This is a genomic window from Ruegeria sp. BHSB064 (assembly GCF_059613205.1).
Genome location: NZ_JBXWSB010000038.1, coordinates 1 through 21,718, shown reverse-complemented (window position 1 = coordinate 21,718; position 21,718 = coordinate 1). Strand labels below are relative to the sequence as shown.

The following is a 21,718-nucleotide window of genomic DNA, read 5'->3' as shown; positions in this document are numbered from 1 at the left end:
AATCACCCAGAGCGGGTTCAGGGCAACAGGACGGGCAACCTGTTGCCTTCGGCGTAACGACGCAACACTTCGGGGTAAAGCACATGTTCCTGAACCAGCACCCGCGCGGCCAGTGACTCCGGGGTGTCACCCCGTTCAACAGGCACCCTCGCCTGCCCCAGAATCGGACCATCATCCAACGCTGCGGTAACTTCATGGACCGAGCAGCCGTGCTCGGAATCACCCGCCTCAATGGCGCGGGTATGGGTATGTAAGCCTTTGTATTTAGGCAACAAAGAAGGGTGGATGTTCAGCATCCGCCCCTGAAACCTGGACACAAAATCACCTGTCAGTACGCGCATGAAACCCGCCAGACATACGATATCCGGCTGTGCCTCTTGCAAGGGCTTCAAAAGCTCGGCCTCAAACGCGGCACGGTCCCCCTTGAACGGGCGATGATCAACCACTGCGGTCGGAATGCCACGGTCCGCAGCTTTTTTCAGCCCGCCTGCCTGCGCATCATTAGAAAGCACCAAACAGGGTCGCGCCGGATGATCTCCGGTCATGCTGTCGACCAGCGACACCATGTTCGACCCGCCCCCGGAAATCAGGATCGCGACGCGTTTGTGGCTCACAGCAATTTGCCCGAATAGGCAACGCCGGGCGTCTCGGTCACGGTGCCGATCCGAACGACAGTTTCACCGGCGTCCGACAGCAAGCTCGACAACTCATCCGCCTTGTCTGCTTCACAAACGACAATCAGGCCGATGCCGCAGTTGAAGGTCTTGAGCATCTCGGCTTCGACAATACCGCCTGTTTCCGCCATCCAGCTGAAGACGGGTGGCAATTGCCAACTGTCCAGATCGATCTCGGCCCCCAGCCCCTCGGGCAACACACGCGGCAGGTTTTCGGTCAGACCACCGCCTGTGATATGGGCCAGCGCGTGAACGCCACCGGCACGGACCGCAGCCAAAGTTGGTTTGACATACAGACGCGTTGGCGTCAGCAAAGCCTCACCCAGAGACCCTTCACCAAATGGCGACGGCGCGTCCCAGCCCAAACCAGACAGTTCGACCAGTTTACGCACCAGAGAATAACCGTTGGAATGCACCCCGTTCGAGGCCAGACCCAGCAGCACGTCACCGGACTGAACGCCTGCGGGCAAATCCGCACCACGTTCCATCGCACCAACCGAGAACCCGGCCAGATCGAAGTCGCCATCGGGATACATGCCCGGCATCTCAGCCGTCTCGCCCCCGATCAGTGCACAGCCTGACTGCGCACAGCCTTCGGCAATCCCTTCGATAATCCGCGCAGCCGTTTCAGTGTCCAGCTTGCCAGTCGCGAAATAGTCGAGGAAGAACAGCGGCTCGGCCCCCTGACAGATCAGGTCATTGACGCACATGGCCACCAGATCGATGCCAACCCCATCCACGACGCCGGTATCAATCGCGATCCGAAGTTTGGTGCCGACGCCATCTGTTGCGCCCACCAGAATCGGGTCCTGATACCCAGCGGCCTTCAGGTCGAACAACGCACCAAAGCCACCCAGCCCGCTCATCACGCCGGGGCGGTTGGTCCGCTTGGCGGCGGGCTTGATCCGATCGACCAGAGCGTTGCCCGCGTCAATATCCACGCCTGCGTCGGCATAGGTGATTCCGTTCTTACCCGCTGTCATGGTCGGTCCCTCATGAATGCTTTGCGGGCGGGTTAGTCGATTGTGCAACATGTTGCAACGGTCAGGCTTGACGCGGGCGTTCACCGTGATAGGCAAGACGCCGTGGCGGGCCTGTAGCTCAATTGGTTAGAGCAGAGCGCTCATAACGCTTTGGTTGCGGGTTCAAGTCCTGCCGGGCCTACCAAATCACCGCCTAACGCCTTGACAGAAAATGATAAACGTGTCGCCCCTGGACCAATTGGCGTGCCGAACCCCGCGAATTCGAAATGTCTGGCCTGTTTGTACTGCGATACACAACGTAGATCCTGCCAAAACACCGCAGACCGGTGGTATTAGTACTCCAGAAACTCTTCTACGCTATCAGCCAGCCACCAAGGGCTTTGGGTTTCGTAGAACGTATGTGTCCCAGCCGAATTTGGCAGGTTTCTGACGGTCACAAGGTAGTCTTCAAAATCGATCGGCACGGACCAATGTGACGCGTCATACAGCATGGCCAAGTATTCATCCGCAGTTGGTTCGTAATAGTCCTGATCCGGATCCGGCGGGCCATAGACTTTTGCAAACTCGGCCTGGAAGTAATCCAGAACATAAGAACAATAGATCACCTGATTTGCTCGGACCTGTATTGGAATCGGCGCCAATTCGTCTTCGTCTTCTTTGACAAAATGCTTCAACTCAAATGCCATTCCCTGAATCACTTCTTCCTGCATCCAATCGCTGCAGGTGTCGCCAAGTGCAATGAAGCTGGCCATGCGTTCGAATTTTCGATCTTCCGCTTCCCGCGCGAATTGCGTGATCGGAACTAGCGCAAACAATGATGTGACGGTAACGACTACTTTCTCGATATTGCTGAGAGCTGCTTTAATCATTTTCTCTGAACCCCACGTCGTTTGAAAACTGGGGCCAGAATGACATGCTTATACAAAATCACAAAATTGCATGCATTTAATTAGCAAGGGAATCTTAGCTATCGACCGATAATAATGTCGGCACAAAGCCCACCCAAACGCTCGCTTTTTGCCAGCCGCAGGGTTCCGCCATGAGCACGCGCAATATCCGCCACGATCGCCAAGCCAAGCCCTACGCCACTTCCCTTGTTCTGATTGCGCGCCGGGTCAAGTCGGGTGAAAGGCTTGACGGCTTCCGTGCGTTCCTCGACCGGGATGCCCGGCCCATCGTCTTCGACACGGATGCGCAGGGACTTGGGATTCAGCGTCAGGCTGATGTCTGCCTGCGTACCATAACGCACTGCGTTTCCGATCAGATTTTCCACCGCCCTACGAATGGCCACAGGTCGCAACATAACAGTTCCCTGACCCTCGACACCGATCAGTTGGGCCTTGTGCCCTGCCCGTTTGGCATCGTCTACGATCTGACGGATAAACACGTCTGGCTGCACCTCTTCGGGGGATCCTTCCGCTGCCCCTCGGGTGAAATCCAGGAAAGCATCCAGCAAAGACTGCATTTCCGTCACATCCTGCTGCAAAGGCGCGGCCTCGTCCTCGGGCAACATGGACAGCCCGAGCTTCAATCGGGTTAGCGGTGTACGCAGGTCATGGCTGACACCCGACAGCATCAGAGTCCGTTGTTCGATCTGACGTTCGATCCGGGCGCGCATGTCCAGAAACGCATTCCCGGCAGCGCGAACTTCGATTGCACCACCGGGGGTATACGGCACGACCCGCCCTCGCCCAAACGCCTGCGCAGCATCCGCCAGACGAGTAATCGGTCGCAATTGATTGCGCATATAGAGAAAAGAGATCGTGGTCATGATCACAGCGAAAAAAACCATCGTCACGATCAACTGGTGCGGCGCGACCGGTGACAACCGGCGTCGGTCAAACGTCAGCTGCAAAATTCCCAAATGAGTCTGCATGTAAACCCGCGCCTCGCGGCTGGTTGGCAAAGCTACAGCAACCAGATCAGGCAAGTTCGCCTGAAGGTCGGCCCGAACTTGCGGCGCGATAAAGTCATACCAGCGCCGCGCACCAATCATCGGTTCTTCGTTCACGCCCAGAAAACGCGCCTGCATTTCAAGGGCCTGCAAATCGGGGCGCATCGCGGCCACAGCTTCCTGCTGGGTTTCAGTATCCGCGATCATCGTTGTGATCAGGGTTACTTCGCGCGAAGCAGCGCGTGTCATCTGCCCGGTGACGTCTTCCAGATGCTTTTGAATAAACGCGATTCCCACCACAAGAAGCAGCACGATCACGGGCAGAACCAGGATCAAAGCTGCGCGGGCGTAGAGACTGCGAGGCAGATAGGGTTTGAGCCATTGCGAAGACATGGGCTAAACCTAGCGGGCCGCCCGGATAAGAGGAAGAGCGCAGAATGCAGGCACCTGACGATTTCAATCCAACCGCGGGTATTGCCGTCGATCTGCAACCGGGTCTGCGGCGCATTCTGGCCCCGAATCCGTCGCCTATGACGTATCGCGGCACCAACACCTATCTTCTGGGCGACCGTGACATCGCAGTGATCGATCCCGGCCCTGAAAACGAGGCGCATCTGACTGCGATTCTCGATGCTTTGAAGCCCGGGCAGAAGATAAGCCACATTGTCGTGACACATACGCATCTGGATCACTCGCCCCTTGCCGCCCCTTTGGGGGCGCGGACGGGCGCAGCGATCTATGCTTTTGGCGGGCCAGAGGCGGGCCGAAGCGACGTCATGACCAATTTGGTTGCGCAAGGTATGACCGGCGGCGGCGAAGGTATCGACACCGCGTTTCGCCCAGACGTGGAAGTTGTAGACGGAGAGCTCATTACCGGCGATGGGTGGCAGTTGCAGGTCATTCACACCCCCGGCCATCTTGGAAATCACATCGCATTGGGCTGGAAAGACACCTGTTTCACCGCGGACCACGTGATGGGTTGGGCCAGTTCATTGGTCTCACCCCCGGACGGAGATCTGACGGATTTCATGGCGGCCTGCCACCGCCTGCGCGCCCGCAACTGGTCCGTATTCCATTCAGGACACGGAGCGCCGATCACAAACCCTGCCGAACGTCTGGACTGGTTGATCCAACACAGGCAAACCCGCGAGGCGCAGATTCTGTCTGCTTTGGAACAGGCAGACGGCACAGCCCGGCAATTGGCCGAGCGTATCTATACCGACACACCCGCTGCTCTGTTACCGGCAGCCGAACGGAACGTTTTTGCGCACCTTGTTGATCTGGCGGGGAAAAACAAGGTTCTCCCACGTGGAAAAATGTCTGCCACAGCCCAGTTTCATCGCGTCGCCTGAAACTTTGAAAATTTTTTGTGCTTGGCGCGCTTCCCCTCTGGACGCCGGGAATCCGGATTGCTATATGCGCCTCAGTTCCGGCGTAGCTCAGCGGTAGAGCAGTTGACTGTTAATCAATTGGTCGTAGGTTCGATCCCTACCGCCGGAGCCAATAATCCTGACAATCCAAGACATTTGCGAATGGATCGGTCGGTAATTCGTACATCTATCCACCGCACAGTCGGGGGGCGCGATTTACGACGCTCTCAGGTCCAATATGTCGGTTGTGTCTCAAGTCGTTGCTTCAGGGTACCGTCAGCAGGCGAATAACCCGAATAAGGCGATCGACCGGGATTTGCATCGGTTCAACCTTGAAAACTGCCATGCGACCGATAAGCTCCGGCGCATCCAGAAACTCCTCTGCCGCTTGCATTCGCGGTCGATCTCCATAGTCGTCAAACAGAAGGGTCACCGGCCGCCTGATATTGAATGCGGTCGCCAGGGCACAGCCGACACGAAACCGGCCATCAACCAGCACGACATCTGGATGTTTGAAACCTTTACTCTGCCAGATTGACAAAGGATATCTTGGATACCGCCCTGATTTGTCCTGACTTTTCGGGAATCCCCATTTCTTGGTGTCACCAATGTCGACCCAAGATATGTTCACCTCGGTCCCGGTGTTGGGTGGATTTTCGCGAAACCAGCGCCTCATTTTGCGCGTCCAGCTTCGGTCACTTTCAACGCTGAACACGGTTTTGTTTTGCATCTCTGCGGCCAAAACAGTTGACCCGCCAGAGCCATATTCGAGAATGACAGAGGCGGCCTCGTAGTGTTTGCGCAGCACGGCTTGCGCATCTTCCGGCATGGTCAGAACTGGTTTTTCAAGTTGGTTCACTTTCTATGCATTCTCCTGTCAAATTCGACGTTTCAAGCCTGAAGTCAGAAAGTATCAGCGAGTGAAATCAACCGTACTGAGGCAGAGTAACACTAATTCTCATACAAGTTGCACGGTGATGACCGCAACGAAACCCTTTTCGGGAACGTGTTATGCTAAGGCAGAGCCCACACCAGATTTTGGTGATTTACCGTCCTTGAAAACACAAAAAAGCGTAAGTTGACAGCAGCACTTGCCCGGTCTCACAGCCCCCCTGATCCCTCCTGTTTGACCAGTTTTTGGACCTCGCTTTGTTGCTGCTGAATTTTTCGAAAAAACTTGCGGCCTGCACTGGACGACCGGGAATTCGATTGCTATACGGCGCGAACCGTTCCGGCGTAGCTCAGCGGTAGAGCAGTTGACTGTTAATCAATTGGTCGTAGGTTCGATCCCTACCGCCGGAGCCATTCTTCCTTAAAACTGATTTCAGCCCGTCAGAGTGTCTTCAAAATCTGCGCGTAAGTTGCGTTTCAGGACTTTACCGGTTGCGTTCAGCGGCAGCGCATCGACAAACACCACCTTGTCCGGGATTTGCCACTTGGCGATTTTGCCTTCAAAGAAATGCAGCAATTCTTCTTCGCTTGGCTCTTCTCCTTCGGCCTTCACAGCAACCAATAAGGGTCTTTCGTCCCATTTCGGGTGCGGCACGCCCACTACTGCGGCGGTTGCAAGTTTGGGGTGCGCCACAGCGATGTTTTCAAGCTCGACCGAACTGATCCACTCGCCACCAGATTTGATAATGTCCTTAGACCTGTCGCGAATGGTCATGTAGCCATCCGGATCCAGCGTGGCGACATCCCCGGTGGCAAACCAGCCATCCTGAAGAAGCTCTTGATCCTGCAACAAAAAGTAGCTGTCCAGAACCCAATGCCCCCGCACCATCAGATCGCCCTGCGTTTCACCGTCATGCGGCAGATCATTGCCATCGTCATCGACGATTTTCAGCTCGACCCCAAACGGGGGTCTGCCCTGGCTCAGGCGGATCGCGTGCTGCTCTTCCAGTGGGAGCTCTAAGTGTTTGGCCAGAGGGTAATTTGCCGTACCTAGCGGGCTCATCTCGCTCATGCCCCACGCGTGAACCGTGTCGACACCATAGGTTTCACGGAACGTTTCGATCATGGAAGGGGGACAGGCCGCGCCGCCAATCACTGTACGGTCCAGGCTTTTCAATTCAGTCCCGCATTTGGCTGCATGCACCAACAAACCCTGCCATATGGTTGGAACACCCATGGCTAATGTCACACCATAGGTGTCGATCAGATTGACCAAAGCCTCACCATGTAAATCCGGCCCCGGCAAAACAAGGCGCGAGCCTGACATCGCGCAAGCGTAGGGTGATCCCCATGCGTTGACATGGAACATCGGCACAACAGGCATCACGACGTCCATCGCGGAATATCCGATCACATCTTTTGTATTCGACGCAAAGCTGTGCAGCAGGGTCGACCTGTGGGAATACAACACGCCCTTCGGATTGCCCGTCGTGCCGGAGGTATAACACAGGCTTGATGCGGTGTTTTCATCCAGGTCAGGCCATACAAACCCTGCATCTTCTGCTTCGATCAGTTCGTCGTAGAATTTGAGATCAGGGATCTGTGACGCGGCATCTTCATTGCGCGCTCCCATCAGGACAAAGTGCCTGACCTCGGTAAGCGCACTATGCAGCGCGGCCACAAGCGGAATGAACGTTGCATCAAAGAACAGCACACGATCCTGAGCGTGATTGATGATGTAGGTCATTTGCTCGGGGAACAGACGCGGGTTGACCGTATGGCACACTAAGCCAGAGCCTGAGGTCGCGTAGTATATCTCCAGATGCCGCCGGTTGTTCCAGGCCAGGGTTCCAACCCTGTCTTGCGGCTCCAATCCCAGCTTTGTCAGCGCCGATGCCAGGCGTCGGGCGTTCACCGCAATCTCGGACCAGTTGGTTTTGGTTACAGTTCCATCCGTCTCGACCGAGACAATACTGGTCTGGCCATGGTAGCGCTCTGCGTGATCAATCAGCGACGAAATCAGCAAAGGCTGCGTCATCATCTGTCCCAGCATGGACATCCTCCCGTCATTGGCGGGGTCTTGGATGACCCCTGCCTTATCCATCTGACCTTAACAGCTAGGGGCGCGCCCCATTGCGTCAATCCAGTCGTTTCCTAGGATGGAACCCTGCCAAGCATTTAATTGTCTGACAATAAAAGAATGCACCGCGCCAGTGAAGCGCGCTGCGTTTTTAGACGTCAATCCCTTTGTTTCAACGCATACGCGACCAACGAAGCGGTGGACGCGTCCTTGCCTTCGGCACTCTCTGCACCGTCCACAATGGGGCCAAGCGACGTGGCCAGTTCTTTCCCCAGCTCTACCCCCCATTGGTCGAAAGAGTTGATGCCCAACAACACACCTTCGACAAACACCCGGTGCTCATACAGAGCGATGATCTGACCCAGCACGAATGGTGTGAGTTTCGGATAGATCAGAGTGGTGGACGGACGATTGCCGGGGAAAACCCGATGCCGCGCCTGACGCTCCAGTTCTGCACCTGTCAGCCCTTTTGCCGCCATGCGATCACGCGCTTCGTCCGGTGACCGGCCCCGCATCAGGGCTTCGGACTGCGCCAGACAATTGGCCAAAAGCAGGCGGTGATGATGAGTCAGCTCGGGTTCGTGCCCTTCGGCGGCAACCATGAATTCGCATGGGATGACATCTGTGCCCTGGTGAATCAGTTGGTAGAAGGCGTGCTGGCCGTTTGTTCCCGGCTCACCCCAAACCACTGGGCCCGACGGAACAGTCAGCGAAGACCCATCCATGGCCACAGATTTGCCGTTCGATTCCATTTCCAATTGTTGGAAATAAGCAGGCAGCCTTAACAACCGCTGATCATATGGCAGCACCGCGCGGCTGGTATGGCCCAGAACCTGACGATGCCAGATACCGACCAGCGCCAGCATGACGGGCATGTTCTCGATCCAATCCGCCGAGCGGAAATGCAGATCCATCGCCTGCCCACCACGCAGAAAAGCATCAAACGCGTTTGAGCCGACAGCGATCATGACCGGCAGGCCCACCGGCCCCCAGACCGAATAGCGCCCACCGACCCAATCGGCGAAACCGAACACATGCGCTTCGGGAATGCCAAACGCCTGCGTCTTGTCCAATGCGCTGGATACGGCGGCAAACTGCCGGGACGGATCGCCTCCGCCTTCGGACATCCAGGCACGCGCCGTTCGTGCGTTGGTCATTGTCTCGATAGTCGTGAAAGTTTTCGAGGCAACAATCACCAGGGTCCGCGTCGGATCCAACTGGCGCAGGGTGTCCGCGATATGCGCGCCATCCACGTTCGAAACATAGTGCAGACGCGGCCCATCATGATACGGAGCCAGCGCATGTGTCGCCATGACAGGGCCCAGATCCGACCCGCCGATGCCGATATTCACCACATCGGAAAAGCTGCCCCCTGCCCCCGCAATGGCACCACCGCGCACTTCTTCGGCAAAGACCCTCATCCGTTGCAACGTGTCCAGAACCTCGGGCATGACGTCCTGACCATCCACTTCGACCGGGCCACCATCCAGATTGCGCAAGGCCGTGTGCAACACCGCACGCCCTTCGGTTTCGTTGATCTTTTCGCCCGCAAACATCGCATCGCGCCGCGCCGCAAGACCGGCGTCTTCGCAGAGTTGGATCAGGGCTGTACGCGCATTCTCGTCGATTTGCGTCTTGGAGTAATCAAAGAGCATATCCCCGGCCGAAGCTGAAAATTCCGCAGCCCTGTTCGCGTCTGCCTCAAACAGGTCCAAGATACGGCGGTCCGCGTCTGCCAATGCCTTCAGAGCGTCCAGTTGCATGTGTTTACTCCGACCAATGGACAGTTATGCCACTGAGAACCGCGGCGATTGGTGCATCTTCCGGTGGCAGCGACATGGCTTTTTCCAAAGCATCGCGCTTTGCCTGACCATAGATGATCAGGTGCTTTGACAGCGCGCCGTCCAAAATCGGTGCCGTCAGCGAAATGCGCGCCTCTGGCTGCACCTCTGTACGAGCAACAGCCAGCGTTGGCGCGTTACTGTCCAGCGCCTCGGCCAACCCTTCCATCCCCGGAAACAACGAAGCCGTATGCATGTCGTCGCCCATTCCAAGCACAAGAACGGACAACGGCAACACCGGCGCGATCAGGGATTCGATTTCGGGCAACGCCGCCTCGGGTTCCGCACCGGGTACATAGAGCGGGATGTAATGCGCAACAGATGCCCGGTTGGTCAGCAGCCTTTCACGAATCAAACGCTCGTTCGAACGCTCGTGATCGGCAGGTACACACCGTTCATCGGTAGGCAGAATACGCACACGGTCCCACGCCAGATCGGCAGCACATAGGCTATCAAACACTGGCCCGGGGGTTGTCCCGCCGGGAACGGCCAATGCGACTGTCTCATGATGTAGCAATGCAGATTCCAGATCACCCGCCAAGGTATTTGCCACGTCGATGGCCAGCATTTCTCGGTCTGCATATTCCAGAATATTCATGGCTTGATTCCTTGCCAACGGCGACCGTCTCTTTTCATCAGCAGCTCGGCGTCGCCCGGCCCTGAGCTGCCGCTGTCATAAGGTTTCGGCACGTCACCACGTGCCAGCCAGCCGGCGATGATCGGATCGGTCCAGGCCCAGGCGGCCTCGACCTCATCGCCGCGCATGAACAGCGTCTGGTTCCCCCGGATCACATCCATCACCAACCGTTCATAAGCATCCGGAGGGTCCTGATTTTCGGGCCCCAAGGCTTCGGCAAAGCTCATGTCCAGTGGAACATCGACCAGACGCATCCCGCCCGGCCCCGGTTCCTTGATCGTCACCTTCAAGGTGATCCCTTCGTTGGGCTGCAAGCGGATCGACAGCGCATTGGCGTGCCGTCCGGCTTCTTCGCCGAAGATCGAATGTGGCGCGTCCTTGAACATAACATTGATCACCGAAGACCGCGCCACCAACCGCTTTCCTGTGCGCAGATAGAATGGCGTTCCAGCCCACCGCCAGTTGCTGATATGGGCCTTCAACGCCACATAGCTTTCGGTGGTCGATCGCGGATTGCCAACGCAGTCCCGGTATCCCGGCCCATCTGGCCCTGCTGCAAACTGACCGCGCACAATGTGATGCGGCTCAACCGAATCAAGGGCTCGGATCACCTTGAGTTTCTCGTCGCGCACCGCGTCAGGATCAAATTTGGCCGGGGGTTCCATCGCGATCAGGCAGAGCAATTGCATCAGGTGGTTTTGCACCATGTCCCGCATAGCGCCTGCGCGCTCATAATACTCCTCGCGCCCGGAAATCCCCACGGTTTCCGCGACCGTGATTTGAATGTGGTCGACATATTGGCTGTTCCACAAGGGTTCGAACAGCATGTTGCCAAAGCGCACAGCCATAAGGTTCTGCACGGTTTCCTTACCCAGGTAATGGTCGATCCTGTAAATCTGGCTTTCGTCGAAATGCGCAGCCAGCGTGGCATTCAGGGCCCGCGCACTGTCCAGATCATGGCCAAACGGTTTTTCCACCACGATGCGGGTGTCGTCCGTCGCCAGATCATGCGCCCTGACCCGCTCGGCCAACGGGCCGAACAAACCTGGACCGACAGAGAAATAAAACGCCCTTATGCGGTCCGGCGACAGCTTTTCGCCCAGAACATCCCAGCCTTCTGCAGTCATTGCATCCAGCGACACGTAATCGACGCGCTGCAAAAACCGCGTTAGCGCCCGGCTGTCCTGCGCCCGCTTCGGTGCGTGTTGGCGCAAAGAGACGGCGACCATCTCACGAAACTCCTCCGCCGTGTGGTTTGCACGGGCGGCGGCAAGAATATTTGCATCCTCATGCCATTGCCCCGCACAGAATCGACGGAACAGCGCAGGCAGGATTTTGCGCTGCGCCAGATCGCCGGTACCGCCGAAAATAATCAGATCAAAAGGATCAACTGGGATGACGCGTGAAACCATAAGCTGTCCTTACCCCGCCCCTTTCGGCATGTCCAATGTTAGCGCAATCAAATCTGAAAATTCAAAGCTCATCAAAACTCTGTCAGAACCGTCGCGTCACCCTTACCAAATCCCAAACAACACGCTAGTTCAAACCGACGACTTCAAAAAACCGGATCCGGGAATGAGAGACAACGCCCCACAGCTCGCCAATATCGGCAAGTTTCAAGACAAATTGGTGACGGCAGACGGGCAGACCCGCGCAACGGTTTCACTGACTCAGCCCGACACGCTGTGGTTCAATACTGGTACGCTGTGCAACATTGAATGCGTGAACTGTTACATCGCAAGCAGTCCGACCAATGACGCTTTGGTTTATCTGACCGCTGATGAGGTTCGCGATTATCTGGATCAGATTGAAGAGCGCAACTGGCCCGTGCGCGAAATCGGCTTTACCGGCGGCGAACCCTTTATGAACCCCGAGATGATCGAGATGACGCGTTCCGCGCTGGAGCGTGGCTATGAGGTCCTGATCCTGACCAATGCAATGGCCCCGATGATGCGCCGCAAGATGCGCGAAGGGTTGTTGGACCTGCAAGACAAGTACAACGACAAACTGACCCTGCGTATCTCGGTCGATCACCACCGCCCCGGCCTGCACGATGAAGAGCGTGGCAAAGGCAGTTTCGACAAAACCGTTGCCGGAATGGAATGGTTGCGCGATCACGGCTTCAACATGGCGATCGCAGGCAGGACCGTTTGGGGAGACACGGATGCAGAAAGCCGCGCGGGCTACGCTGCCTTCTTTGCCCAGCATAGCTTTGACATCGACGCCTACAATCCGGCTCAGACAGTTTTGTTCCCGGAAATGGACGAAACCGTGGAAGTCCCGGAAATCACAACAACCTGCTGGGGAATTCTGGACAAATCCCCAAATGCGGTGATGTGCGCAAGTTCGCGCATGGTGGTCAAACGCAAAGGTGCGGATCGCCCTGCCGTTTTGGCCTGCACCTTGCTGCCTTACGAACCCGAATTCGAGATGGGGCACAGCCTGGCCGAAGCCGAGGCGGATGTTCACCTCAACCACCCTCATTGCGCCAAGTTTTGCGTTCTGGGTGGTGCCAGTTGCTCGGGGTGATCAATTCAGTTCGGGCGATTTCCAGAACTTGGTGCCGGATGCACCTGCTGACACGCGCCAACCTTTTTTGCTGAGCACAAAGAAAGAGCGCCCGTCGGTAAAGCGAACGGTTTCGGCTGTTTTCTCTTCTCCATACATGGCACCGGTTTCCGCCGTTGCGTCATAGCCATGGGTTATGAAGTGTTCCAGGTCCGCCGGGGTTTCGAACAGGATCACGAATTTGGTCTCAAAACCGCCAATGCCGATGGCCGCGCCGACGCCACCAGTGCCCATGTTCATATAAGTGTGTTGCCCTGTGTCTTTCGAAACCGCCACACCGCGCCCGTATCCCGCTGAGACCGGGAAAACAGAAATCTTGCGCGAGTCGAAAGCCGCATAACCTGCGCTGACGTCATAAAGTGACTGCGCTTCGGGGTTTTCGGTAAGCAGCTGATCAAGAATCTCTCCTGCCATCACGTCCAGCTTGGCACGCGTTTCTTCCGGTGTTGCTTCGTTGGACAACAAGTCCGACGTGGAATTTATGGTTTCATCGACGGCCTCAGCGCCTTTGCCAATTGTTTCACCGACGCTTTCTGCGCCACGGCCAATCGCATCTGCGGTGTTCTCAGCACCTTTCTTGATCTTGCCCAGAACGCCTTCGGCAAACACAGGGCCACTCAGGCTCAGCATTGCAGTAAAAAGTACCGCTCGTTTCATCGTATTTTATCCTGTGGCTCCAATGAATTGGCGGCCACCATACCCGACTTGCCTTATTTGAGAACGGGTATTTTGATGCTCAGACAGACTTTCTGGTCTGCTCAGTTCACGCGGAACTCACCCACCATGTTGCGCCATTCGCCCGGCGCGATCATTTTACGATGGGTGAACTTGACGGAATGTAACGGACCCTCGATTTCCCGCTGCCAGAAATCGATAAATTCGAACAGTTTCGGGTGATCCGGCGCAAGGTCGTATTCTTGCCAGATGAACGTGTTCAAGACATGGATATAGTCGGGCATATGATAGAAGAATTCTGCCGTTGTCAGACCGTACCCTTTAAGCATCAATTCGGTTTCGCTTGGGTTCATGCGGACCTCCGGTTTGTTGCAAGGTCTCTTCAGGCTAGCACAGAAACCTTCTAATTATTGGATAACAATATGTTACTGGGACGTTACCGTGGTTTTTCGCGCTCAATGCGCTGCTTGCTTGCACCTTATGTGCCGGGTCTGATAAGGTGCATCCACAAGATATAGACCCAAGCCAAAGATCGGGCAGTTTACGTGAGCGATACGCCAGAAATTCCTGAAAACATGGACGAAACCCCGCCAGAGCGCCCAGTGTATGACGGCCCGACGGTCTCCATCGAATCCGAAATGCGCACGTCCTATCTGGACTACGCCATGTCGGTCATCGTCAGCCGCGCAATCCCGGATTTGCGCGACGGGCTGAAGCCGGTGCATCGCCGGATTCTGTACGCCATGCACGAGACGGGGAATACGCACGACAAAGCCTACCGCAAATCGGCGCGCCCCGTTGGCGACGTGATGGGTAAATACCACCCGCACGGCGACAGCGCGATTTATGACGCTCTTGTGCGGATGGCACAGGACTTCTCGATGTCGCTGCCGCTGCTGGACGGTCAGGGCAACTTTGGCTCGATGGACGGCGATAACCCGGCGGCGATGCGCTATACCGAAGTGCGCATGGACAAACCGGCTGCCGCGTTGTTGGCCGATATCGAAAAAGAGACCGTCGATTTTCAGGATAACTACGACGGCAAGGACAAAGAGCCGACCGTTCTGCCCGCGCGCTTCCCCAACATGCTGGTCAATGGGGCCGGTGGTATCGCGGTGGGTATGGCGACCAATATTCCGCCTCACAATCTGGGTGAGGTGGTCGACGCCACGCTGGCGCTGATCGACGATCCTGACCTGACTTCAGAGCAGTTGATTGAATACGTCCCCGGCCCTGATTTCCCAACGGGTGGCGTCATGTTGGGCCGTTCTGGCGCGCGCAAGGCCTATCTTGAGGGCCGCGGCAGCGTCATCATCCGCGCCAAGACCCGTGTCGAAGAAATCCGCAAGGATCGCTATGCGATTGTCGTGGACGAGATCCCGTATCAGGTGAACAAAGCCTCGATGATTGAAAAGATCGCCGAAGCGGTGCGCGAGAAACGCATCGAAGGCGTGAGCCACGTGCAGGACGAATCCGACCGTAACGGCGTGCGTGTGGTGGTCGAACTGAAGCGGGATGCCACGCCCGAGGTGGTCCTGAACCAGCTCTATCGGTTCTCGCCGATGCAGACGTCTTTCGGCTGCAACATGCTGGCGCTGAACGGCGGCCGCCCAGAACAACTGACCCTACGCCGATTCCTGACGTCCTTCATCGACTTCCGTGAGGATGTTGTTGCCCGCCGCACAGCCTACGACCTGCGCAAAGCGCGCGAGCGCAGCCACATCCTGTGTGGTCTGGCCGTAGCCGTGTCAAACGTGGACGAAGTGGTCGCCACCATCCGTTCATCTGCTGACGCCGCCGAAGCGCGCGAAAAACTGATGACCCGCCGCTGGCCTGCATCCGAGATCGAAGGCTATCTGCGCCTGATCGACGATCCGTTGTCCAAGATGAATGACGATGGCACCTATAACCTGACCGAGGTTCAGGCCCGCGCGATCCTGGAATTACGCCTGCAACGCCTGACGCAGTTGGGCGTCAAAGAGGTCACGGACGAACTGGAAGACCTGGCTGCCAAGATCAAGGAATATCTGGATATTCTGTCCTCGCGCGAGCGCATCATGGGTATCATCGCAGATGAACTACGCAGCGTCCGCGAACAATTCGCGGTCGACCGCCGCACCGAGATTGTCGACTGGTCCGGCGATATGGAAGACGAAGACCTGATCGAGCGCGAAGACATGGTCGTGACCGTCACCTCAGGCGGCTACATCAAGCGGACTCCGTTGGCAGATTTCCGTGCGCAGAAACGTGGCGGCAAAGGTCTTTCGGGGATGCAGACCAAGGAAGAGGATGTTGTCACCAACCTCTTCGTAGCAAACACGCATACCCAACTGCTGTTCTTCACCACCGAAGGGATGGTCTACAAGCTCAAGACCTGGCGCTTGCCGCAGTCCAGCCGCACCGGCAAGGGCAAGGCCATCGTCAACATCCTGCCGATCCCGACCGGTGTGTCCATCGCCGCTATTATGCCCGTCGATGTGCCGGACGAAGAGTGGGAAAACCTGCAAATCGTCTTCGCCACGAGTGCCGGAGATGTACGCCGCAACCGTCTGTCGGACTTCACCAATGTCCGCCGCAACGGCAAGATCGCGATGAAGCTGCCCGAAGATGTAGAACTGGTGAATGCACGCATCTGTTCGGAAGACGAAGACGTGATGCTGGTTACCAATTCGGGCCGCGCGATCCGCTTCCGCACCACCGACGTGCGTGTCTTCAACTCGCGCGAATCCACCGGTGTGCGCGGCATCAAACTGACAAACGGCGACCGCGTGGTCTCGATGTCCGTAATTCGCCATTTCGAGGCCGACCCGGACGAGCGCGCGGCTTACCTTAAGATGCGCCGCGCTGTGGCTGGCATTGCCGATGACGGTGAGGCGGACGAAGACGAAGCAACCCCAGGCTCGATCACGCAGGAGCGCTATGCCCAGATGTCTGCAGCCGAGAACCTGATCCTGACCATCACAACCGGCGGCGCAGGCAAGCTGAGTTCCAGCCACGACTACCCTGTCCGGGGACGTGGTGGTATGGGCGTCGCAGCCATGGACAAGGCGATGCGTGGCGGTGAGCTTGTGGCATCCTTCCCGGTTGAAATCGACGACCAAATCATGCTTGCCACGTCCAAAGGCCAGTCGATCCGTGTCCCGGTCGAAGGTATTTCCTTCCGGTCCCGCAGTGCGGGTGGCGTCCGTGTCTTCAACACTGGCAAAGGCGAAGAGGTTGTCAGCGTCGCCTGGATCGCCGATCAGGGAGAAGACGAGACAGAAGAGTAACCGGTTGAAACCGTGACAAACAAAGAACCCGAGGTGAACACACCTCGGGCTTTTTGTTTCCTAAGCCCTGCTGGTCGCTTTGACACGCGTACAGAGCAAAATCAGTGACTAGGCCGCTTTCCTCTTTTGACGGCGACCATAAGCGAACAGGCCACCGATACCGCCCAAAAGCAGCCAACCAGCCGCAGGCAATGGAACAGGTGCAATCGTGTATTGGCCGTACAGCGTTGCGGTGTTCTGCATGTTCTCCACGGTCATGAAGCCGTTGGAAATCGTGCTGCCACCGTCCTGAGAAAACCCAAGTACCGAGAACACAAAGTTCTGACCGCCAAAGGTGAAATTCTGAGACCCAAGCGCATTGGTGATTGTCACGATGTCATCGCATGGCGTTGTGTTCAAAGGGCAGTTGTCAGGACGATTGAGGGTTTCATCATGCGTCAGAGCAAATGTCGAAGACACCAGCGGACCGTTTTCAATGAGAATATCAACCGAGAGGTCAACAGAGTTCAAGGTCGGCCCGTAAATAGGAAAGTTCAGATGCGTGAATTCACCAAGCTCGAAAGCCGTGTTTGGCAGCAACCCGGCAATCGGTGTGCCGGTAGGTGTGAAATCATATCCGCTCTGGCTGCTGCCACTTCCCCAACGCAAGGAAATTGTTGACCCTGTCGAGCTCTCAGTTACGCCCGTCGTCGGATTCACGTTATCCCACGACGGCGTTATCCCCGATACCGTCAACGCCGAAGCAGCGCTACCAACAATCATCCCGACAAAAGCAGTCGCAACAACGTTTCGAATAAACGTCATGTGTTAAACCCTTACCCTAGACTCACCTTTTACGCTTCACACCCGTTTAGAGTGCTAGACTGAACACCTCAAACCATTACTCTATGCACCACAATTTAGCCACGTTTTCGCCCAACTTCAGGTCTCCTGTAGTCATTTCGTGAATTCTGGCGAAACAATTTACTTCAAAGTTTTTTGTTGCCACCCCCTTGGAAACAAACGGCTTAGTTGAACAATTCAAGTTTGAGACCGATCGACGAAACGTTGTGGCGCGTGTGCGCGTCCACCAATGGCGTCTCATAGAAAAACCGAGAATGGCTGACGTTTGCGCGGCAAAACCGTCACAAACGGCAAACAACTCCAGGACGATCCACCAACGAAGACATACATCCGCTTTTGTGGAACATCCGCAATCCAGAGTTGGTGCCGAATCTAAGACGGCAATGAGCGCACATGTATTGGGGTTTACAGCCCGTATAGTGCGCCGAACTTCTCTTCCAGATACGAAAGCAATGGCTCTGGCCCCGGCTCTACACCGCTGGCACGCGCGATGATGTCGCGTGGCGCGTAAAGCCCGCCATGTTGCTGAACCTGATACTTCAACCAGCTTGTCGCGCCCGAGGTGTCACCCTTGGCCAGTTGCGTGTCCAGCCCCGGCACCGCCGCACGCAGGGCCTGATAAAGGCAGCCAGCGTAAACGTTGCCCAGCGAATAGGTCGGGAAGTAGCCGAACAGCCCAACGGACCAATGGACGTCCTGCAAACAGCCATTCGAAGGTTTGTCGACCGCGTACCCGAAGTCTGCCTTGAAACGGTCGTTCCAAGCGGATTCAAGGTCGCTAACCTGCAAATCCCCGGCCATCAGGGCGCGTTCCAGATCAAAACGCAGCATGATGTGTAGGTTGTATTGCACCTCATCAGCCTCGGTGCGGATATATCCGTTGTGGACACGGTTGACGGTCGCATAGAACGCATCTGCGTTTGCGATGCCGAAATCTCCAAAAGCCTCAGTCATCTGGCTGAACAGCCAACCGGTAAAGGCGCGCGAACGGCCAAGCTGATTCTCATAAATGCGGCTTTGGCTTTCGTGCACACCCATCGATACGCCGCGCCCCAGCGGGGTCAGCAGGTAGGCTTTATCGATACCCTGTTCGTAGGCGGCATGCCCGACCTCATGAATGGTGGAATAGAAGCAATTGAACGGATCCGTTTCACTGGTGCGCGTGGTGATACGCACGTCCAGACCGCTGCCCGAGCTGAACGGATGCACCGCTTTGTCCACGCGGCCGTTATTCAGATCATAGCCAAAAGTTGTCGCCAGCTTTTGCGACAGGCGCATCTGAATCAGCTCATCGAAACTGCCACTCAGGGCTGTCGGCTCGGGACGATCCAGTACCGCGGCGCGCAAGGCCACCAGGCGCGGACGCATTTCATCAAAAATGGCCGCGATCTGCGCGCCGGTTGTATAGGGCTCGTAATCCTCGACCATGGCGTCATAGACGTCTCCGCCCTGCGCCAATGCCTCACCCTCCTGACGCTTGAGAGAGACAACTTCTTCCAAAACCGGAAGGAAGGCTGAAACGTCTTCATCCGCCCGGGCCTGAGCCCAGGTTCTCTGTGCAGCGGACGTGACGCGGGCAATTGTTGTTGCCAGATCGGCTGGCACTTTCACGGCGCGTTCATAAGCGCGGCGGATTTCACGAATTTGCGCTTTGCCAACCTCATCCTGCGGTGCTGCCTGCTCCAGCCACTCAGCCACGCGCGGGTCAGATTTTCGTGCGTGAAGCACAGCCTCGATCGCCGCCATTTCTTCGGCACGCTGTGGGGCCGCACCGCGCGGCATGACGGTTTCCTGATCCCAGCCAAGCCGCCCGGCAATCTGGCCCAAAGCCGAGGTTTCCCGTTGAAAGGCCATAAGCTCGTTGAAAGCGGTCATAGGATCATACTCCGCGCAGGGATGTTGCGATGGGATAAGCGGTCAGGAACCGGGCACGCAGGATCAGGGTCCAGACGACAACGGCCATAAATTGGTGGAAGATCGCGATCTGCCAGGGTGCGCCGTAGACCACGGTCACGATGCCGACGACAACCTGCAACGCCAGCACGGCAAAGGCGGCATTGAAGGCAAAGCGTGTCTGCGGATGAGCACTGGTGCCGCCACGACGCCAGACGATGAAGGCGAAGATGAACAGTAGATACCCCGCACAGCGGTGAATGAACTGCACCAATCCGGGACTTTCAAAGAAGTTCCGCCACATCGGCTCCAGCGCTGTGGCATCCGGTGGGAAAACTTGCCCACCAATCAAGGGCCAGTCGGTGTAAGACCGCCCGGCGTCGATCCCGGCAACCAGCGCGCCGATGAGTATTTGTAAAAAGGCGAAATGCATCAGACCGGTGGACAGCGAGAACAGTTTAGCTTCTTTCGCGCGGCGCGCCTGTATCAGGTCGCGTTCTTCGCGACCCAGTTCAAAGATATACCACGCCAGAAAGCCCAGGATCACAAAGGCAAGTCCCAGATGCGTGGCCAGTCGATAACTTGCAACGGCGGTCATGCCCTCGCCCTGCGTCACACCCGAGGCGACCATCCACCAGCCGACCGCACCCTGAACACCGCCCAAAAGCCCTGGAATCAACAGTTTGCCGGTCCAGCCGGTTGGGATTTTGCGCGCTGCAAGAAAGCCAAAAAAGCCAATGGCCCAGACAAGACCGATCACGCGGCCCAGTTGACGGTGACCCCATTCCCACCAGTAGATGAACTTGAAATCGTTCAACTCCATCCATTGGTTTTGGATTCGCCACTGGTCGATTTGTTTGTACTTGTCGAACTCTGCCTGCCAATCCGCCTCATTCATCGGCGGGATGGCTCCGGTGATCGGGCGCCATTCCGTAATCGAAAGGCCGCTGTCGGTCAGACGCGTCAGGCCACCAACTGCGATCATCACAACAACCAAAGCAAACAGGACCATCAGCCAAATGCGGATCGCCTGCCGCGCGCCGCCGCGTCCCCGGTCGATCATTCCCGGTTGCACGGCCTGTTGTTTTTCGGTGTCCGAGACCTCTTCGAAGATGCTGCGCTTACCGCTCATGCTGTCCTCATGTCCTGATTTTGTCGCAAGCTAGGGCTTGGGGGAAGATAGGTCCAGCCTCAGCTTTTGTCTTTCCAGCGGACCATCTGCCGCATGATCCCATGCAGCATCTGCACATCAGCCCGCGTCATCCGCATCCGCGACCACAGGTTGCGCAGGTTTACCTTCATTCCTTCGGATTTTTCGGGGGGATAAAAGAACCCGGCCTCTTCCAAACGATCCTCGTAATGCTCGACCAGCTTTTCCACTTCGATCCCAGTGGCCCAGTCGCCCTTGCCCAGATCGGTGGTCTCATGCACCACGTCTCCGGTCTGGCGCATCCATTCATAGGCGGACAGTAATACGCACTGCCCCAGGTTCAGCGAGGCGTATTCCGGGTTCACCGGAACCGAGATGATGGCGTTGGCCTTTGCGATGTCCTCATTCTCAAGCCCTGCGCGTTCAGGACCGAACAGCACGGCGACTTTCTCACCGGCAGCGACCTTTTCGGCAGCGATCTGCATCGCACGCTCTGGGCTGTAGACCGGCTTGGTCAGCCCGCGTTGCCTTGCCGTAGTGGCAAAGACAAACGTGCTGTCGGCCAGCGATCCGGCGAGATCGTCAAACAACTGCGCCTCATCCAGCAACCGCCCCGCCCCGCTGGACATGGCCACCGCCTTGGGGTTCGGCCAGCCGTCGCGTGGGGCCACGATGCGCATACGGTCCAGACCGAAATTCCACATCGCACGCGCGGCGGCCCCGATGTTTTCGCCCATTTGCGGGCGCACGAGCACAAAGGAGGGCTGGGATGTATCGCTGGGCATGGCTGTCTCCGAAAAGTTCCGCCCGCTCTAATCCTCCAGCGTTAACAGGGCAAGCCGATCTGCTTCTTCTGTTTCCAAATACCTGCTCGGCGGGCTAAAAAGTTTGCTTCCCCGCCGCAATCCGCTAAACCGCGCCAAAGATCAAAAGCCGAAGGACGCGCCCAT

18 protein-coding genes and 3 tRNA genes are annotated in these 21,718 nt (G+C 56.9%); 6 read left to right on the top strand and 15 right to left on the bottom strand.

The genetic code is table 11. The features are described from left to right. Nucleotides 1-17 precede the first annotated feature (17 nt). Both purN and purM read right to left on the bottom strand, forming a co-directional pair. Complete coding sequence (gene purN / locus AC2FNU_RS11275; protein ID WP_496788139.1) at nucleotides 18-614, bottom strand: phosphoribosylglycinamide formyltransferase; 597 nt, start codon at nucleotides 612-614, stop codon at nucleotides 18-20. Beyond that, a complete protein-coding gene (purM, locus tag AC2FNU_RS11270; RefSeq protein ID WP_496788138.1) occupies nucleotides 611-1,657 on the bottom strand; it encodes a phosphoribosylformylglycinamidine cyclo-ligase in 1,047 nt (348 codons plus the stop codon). Before purM ends, purN begins: the two co-directional genes overlap by 4 nt. A 107-nt stretch (nucleotides 1,658-1,764) precedes the next feature. Between purM and AC2FNU_RS11265 the strand changes: the two genes are divergently transcribed. After that, nucleotides 1,765-1,841, top strand: a tRNA-Ile gene (locus AC2FNU_RS11265). Between the two features lie 148 nt (nucleotides 1,842-1,989). On the opposite strand, the gene AC2FNU_RS11260 is transcribed toward AC2FNU_RS11265, so the two are convergent. Both AC2FNU_RS11260 and AC2FNU_RS11255 read right to left on the bottom strand, forming a co-directional pair. Further along, nucleotides 1,990-2,526, bottom strand: a complete 537-nt coding sequence (locus tag AC2FNU_RS11260; protein WP_496788137.1) for a hypothetical protein — start codon at nucleotides 2,524-2,526, stop codon at nucleotides 1,990-1,992. Between the two features lie 98 nt (nucleotides 2,527-2,624). Continuing rightward, complete coding sequence (locus AC2FNU_RS11255) at nucleotides 2,625-3,944, bottom strand: ATP-binding protein (RefSeq protein WP_496788136.1); 1,320 nt, start codon at nucleotides 3,942-3,944, stop codon at nucleotides 2,625-2,627. Between the two features lie 44 nt (nucleotides 3,945-3,988). On the opposite strand from AC2FNU_RS11255, the gene AC2FNU_RS11250 reads away from it, so the two are divergent. Together AC2FNU_RS11250 and AC2FNU_RS11245 are read left to right on the top strand one after the other, a co-directional pair. Further along, nucleotides 3,989-4,903 carry an MBL fold metallo-hydrolase gene (locus AC2FNU_RS11250; RefSeq protein ID WP_496788135.1) on the top strand — a complete coding sequence of 305 codons (915 nt, stop codon included), beginning with the start codon at nucleotides 3,989-3,991 and terminating at the stop codon, nucleotides 4,901-4,903. 76 nt (nucleotides 4,904-4,979) lie between these two features. Continuing rightward, a tRNA-Asn gene (locus AC2FNU_RS11245) sits at nucleotides 4,980-5,054 on the top strand. A gap of 132 nt (nucleotides 5,055-5,186) precedes the next feature. Here AC2FNU_RS11245 and AC2FNU_RS11240 read toward each other — a convergent pair. After that, nucleotides 5,187-5,780 carry a hypothetical protein gene (locus AC2FNU_RS11240; protein WP_496788134.1) on the bottom strand — a complete coding sequence of 198 codons (594 nt, stop codon included), beginning with the start codon at nucleotides 5,778-5,780 and terminating at the stop codon, nucleotides 5,187-5,189. Between the two features lie 371 nt (nucleotides 5,781-6,151). Between AC2FNU_RS11240 and AC2FNU_RS11235 the strand changes: the two genes are divergently transcribed. Beyond that, nucleotides 6,152-6,226 (top strand) — tRNA-Asn (locus AC2FNU_RS11235). Between the two features lie 19 nt (nucleotides 6,227-6,245). On the opposite strand, the gene AC2FNU_RS11230 is transcribed toward AC2FNU_RS11235, so the two are convergent. The 4 genes from AC2FNU_RS11230 to zwf form a co-directional block, all read right to left on the bottom strand. Beyond that, nucleotides 6,246-7,865 carry a long-chain-fatty-acid--CoA ligase gene (locus AC2FNU_RS11230; RefSeq protein ID WP_496788133.1) on the bottom strand — a complete coding sequence of 540 codons (1,620 nt, stop codon included), beginning with the start codon at nucleotides 7,863-7,865 and terminating at the stop codon, nucleotides 6,246-6,248. A 185-nt stretch (nucleotides 7,866-8,050) separates the two neighbouring features. Then, a complete protein-coding gene (pgi, locus tag AC2FNU_RS11225) occupies nucleotides 8,051-9,655 on the bottom strand; it encodes a glucose-6-phosphate isomerase (RefSeq protein WP_496788132.1) in 1,605 nt (534 codons plus the stop codon). Between the two features lie 4 nt (nucleotides 9,656-9,659). Continuing rightward, complete coding sequence (gene pgl / locus AC2FNU_RS11220) at nucleotides 9,660-10,331, bottom strand: 6-phosphogluconolactonase (protein ID WP_496788131.1); 672 nt, start codon at nucleotides 10,329-10,331, stop codon at nucleotides 9,660-9,662. Continuing rightward, entirely contained in the window at nucleotides 10,328-11,782 is a 1,455-nt protein-coding gene (zwf, locus tag AC2FNU_RS11215; protein WP_496788130.1) for a glucose-6-phosphate dehydrogenase, read from the bottom strand. Before zwf ends, pgl begins: the two co-directional genes overlap by 4 nt. A 163-nt stretch (nucleotides 11,783-11,945) precedes the next feature. On the opposite strand from zwf, the gene AC2FNU_RS11210 reads away from it, so the two are divergent. Continuing rightward, complete coding sequence (locus tag AC2FNU_RS11210) at nucleotides 11,946-12,899, top strand: radical SAM protein (protein WP_496788129.1); 954 nt, start codon at nucleotides 11,946-11,948, stop codon at nucleotides 12,897-12,899. Here the strand turns inward: AC2FNU_RS11210 and AC2FNU_RS11205 are convergent, their stop codons facing one another. Next, complete coding sequence (locus tag AC2FNU_RS11205) at nucleotides 12,900-13,595, bottom strand: lipid-binding SYLF domain-containing protein (RefSeq protein ID WP_496788128.1); 696 nt, start codon at nucleotides 13,593-13,595, stop codon at nucleotides 12,900-12,902. A gap of 101 nt (nucleotides 13,596-13,696) precedes the next feature. Beyond that, nucleotides 13,697-13,966, bottom strand: coding sequence for an usg protein (locus AC2FNU_RS11200; RefSeq protein ID WP_171090293.1), 270 nt, complete (start codon nucleotides 13,964-13,966; stop codon nucleotides 13,697-13,699). Nucleotides 13,967-14,158: 192 nt separating this feature from the next. On the opposite strand from AC2FNU_RS11200, the gene gyrA reads away from it, so the two are divergent. Then, on the top strand, nucleotides 14,159-16,882 hold the full coding sequence (gene gyrA, locus AC2FNU_RS11195; protein ID WP_496788127.1) for a DNA gyrase subunit A: 2,724 nt from the start codon (nucleotides 14,159-14,161) through the stop codon (nucleotides 16,880-16,882). 108 nt (nucleotides 16,883-16,990) lie between these two features. Here gyrA and AC2FNU_RS11190 read toward each other — a convergent pair whose 3' ends face one another. The 4 genes from AC2FNU_RS11190 to AC2FNU_RS11175 all read right to left on the bottom strand — a co-directional run bounded on the left by AC2FNU_RS11190 (nucleotide 16,991) and on the right by AC2FNU_RS11175 (nucleotide 21,553). After that, nucleotides 16,991-17,686, bottom strand: coding sequence for a THxN family PEP-CTERM protein (locus AC2FNU_RS11190; RefSeq protein ID WP_496788126.1), 696 nt, complete (start codon nucleotides 17,684-17,686; stop codon nucleotides 16,991-16,993). A 444-nt stretch (nucleotides 17,687-18,130) separates the two neighbouring features. Beyond that, on the bottom strand, nucleotides 18,131-19,600 hold the full coding sequence (locus AC2FNU_RS11185) for a carboxypeptidase M32 (RefSeq protein ID WP_496788125.1): 1,470 nt from the start codon (nucleotides 19,598-19,600) through the stop codon (nucleotides 18,131-18,133). A gap of 4 nt (nucleotides 19,601-19,604) precedes the next feature. Beyond that, nucleotides 19,605-20,750 carry a heme A synthase gene (gene ctaA, locus AC2FNU_RS11180; protein ID WP_496788124.1) on the bottom strand — a complete coding sequence of 382 codons (1,146 nt, stop codon included), beginning with the start codon at nucleotides 20,748-20,750 and terminating at the stop codon, nucleotides 19,605-19,607. 59 nt (nucleotides 20,751-20,809) lie between these two features. Beyond that, nucleotides 20,810-21,553 carry an RNA methyltransferase gene (locus AC2FNU_RS11175; protein ID WP_496788123.1) on the bottom strand — a complete coding sequence of 248 codons (744 nt, stop codon included), beginning with the start codon at nucleotides 21,551-21,553 and terminating at the stop codon, nucleotides 20,810-20,812. Between the last annotated feature and the right edge of the window lie 165 nt (nucleotides 21,554-21,718).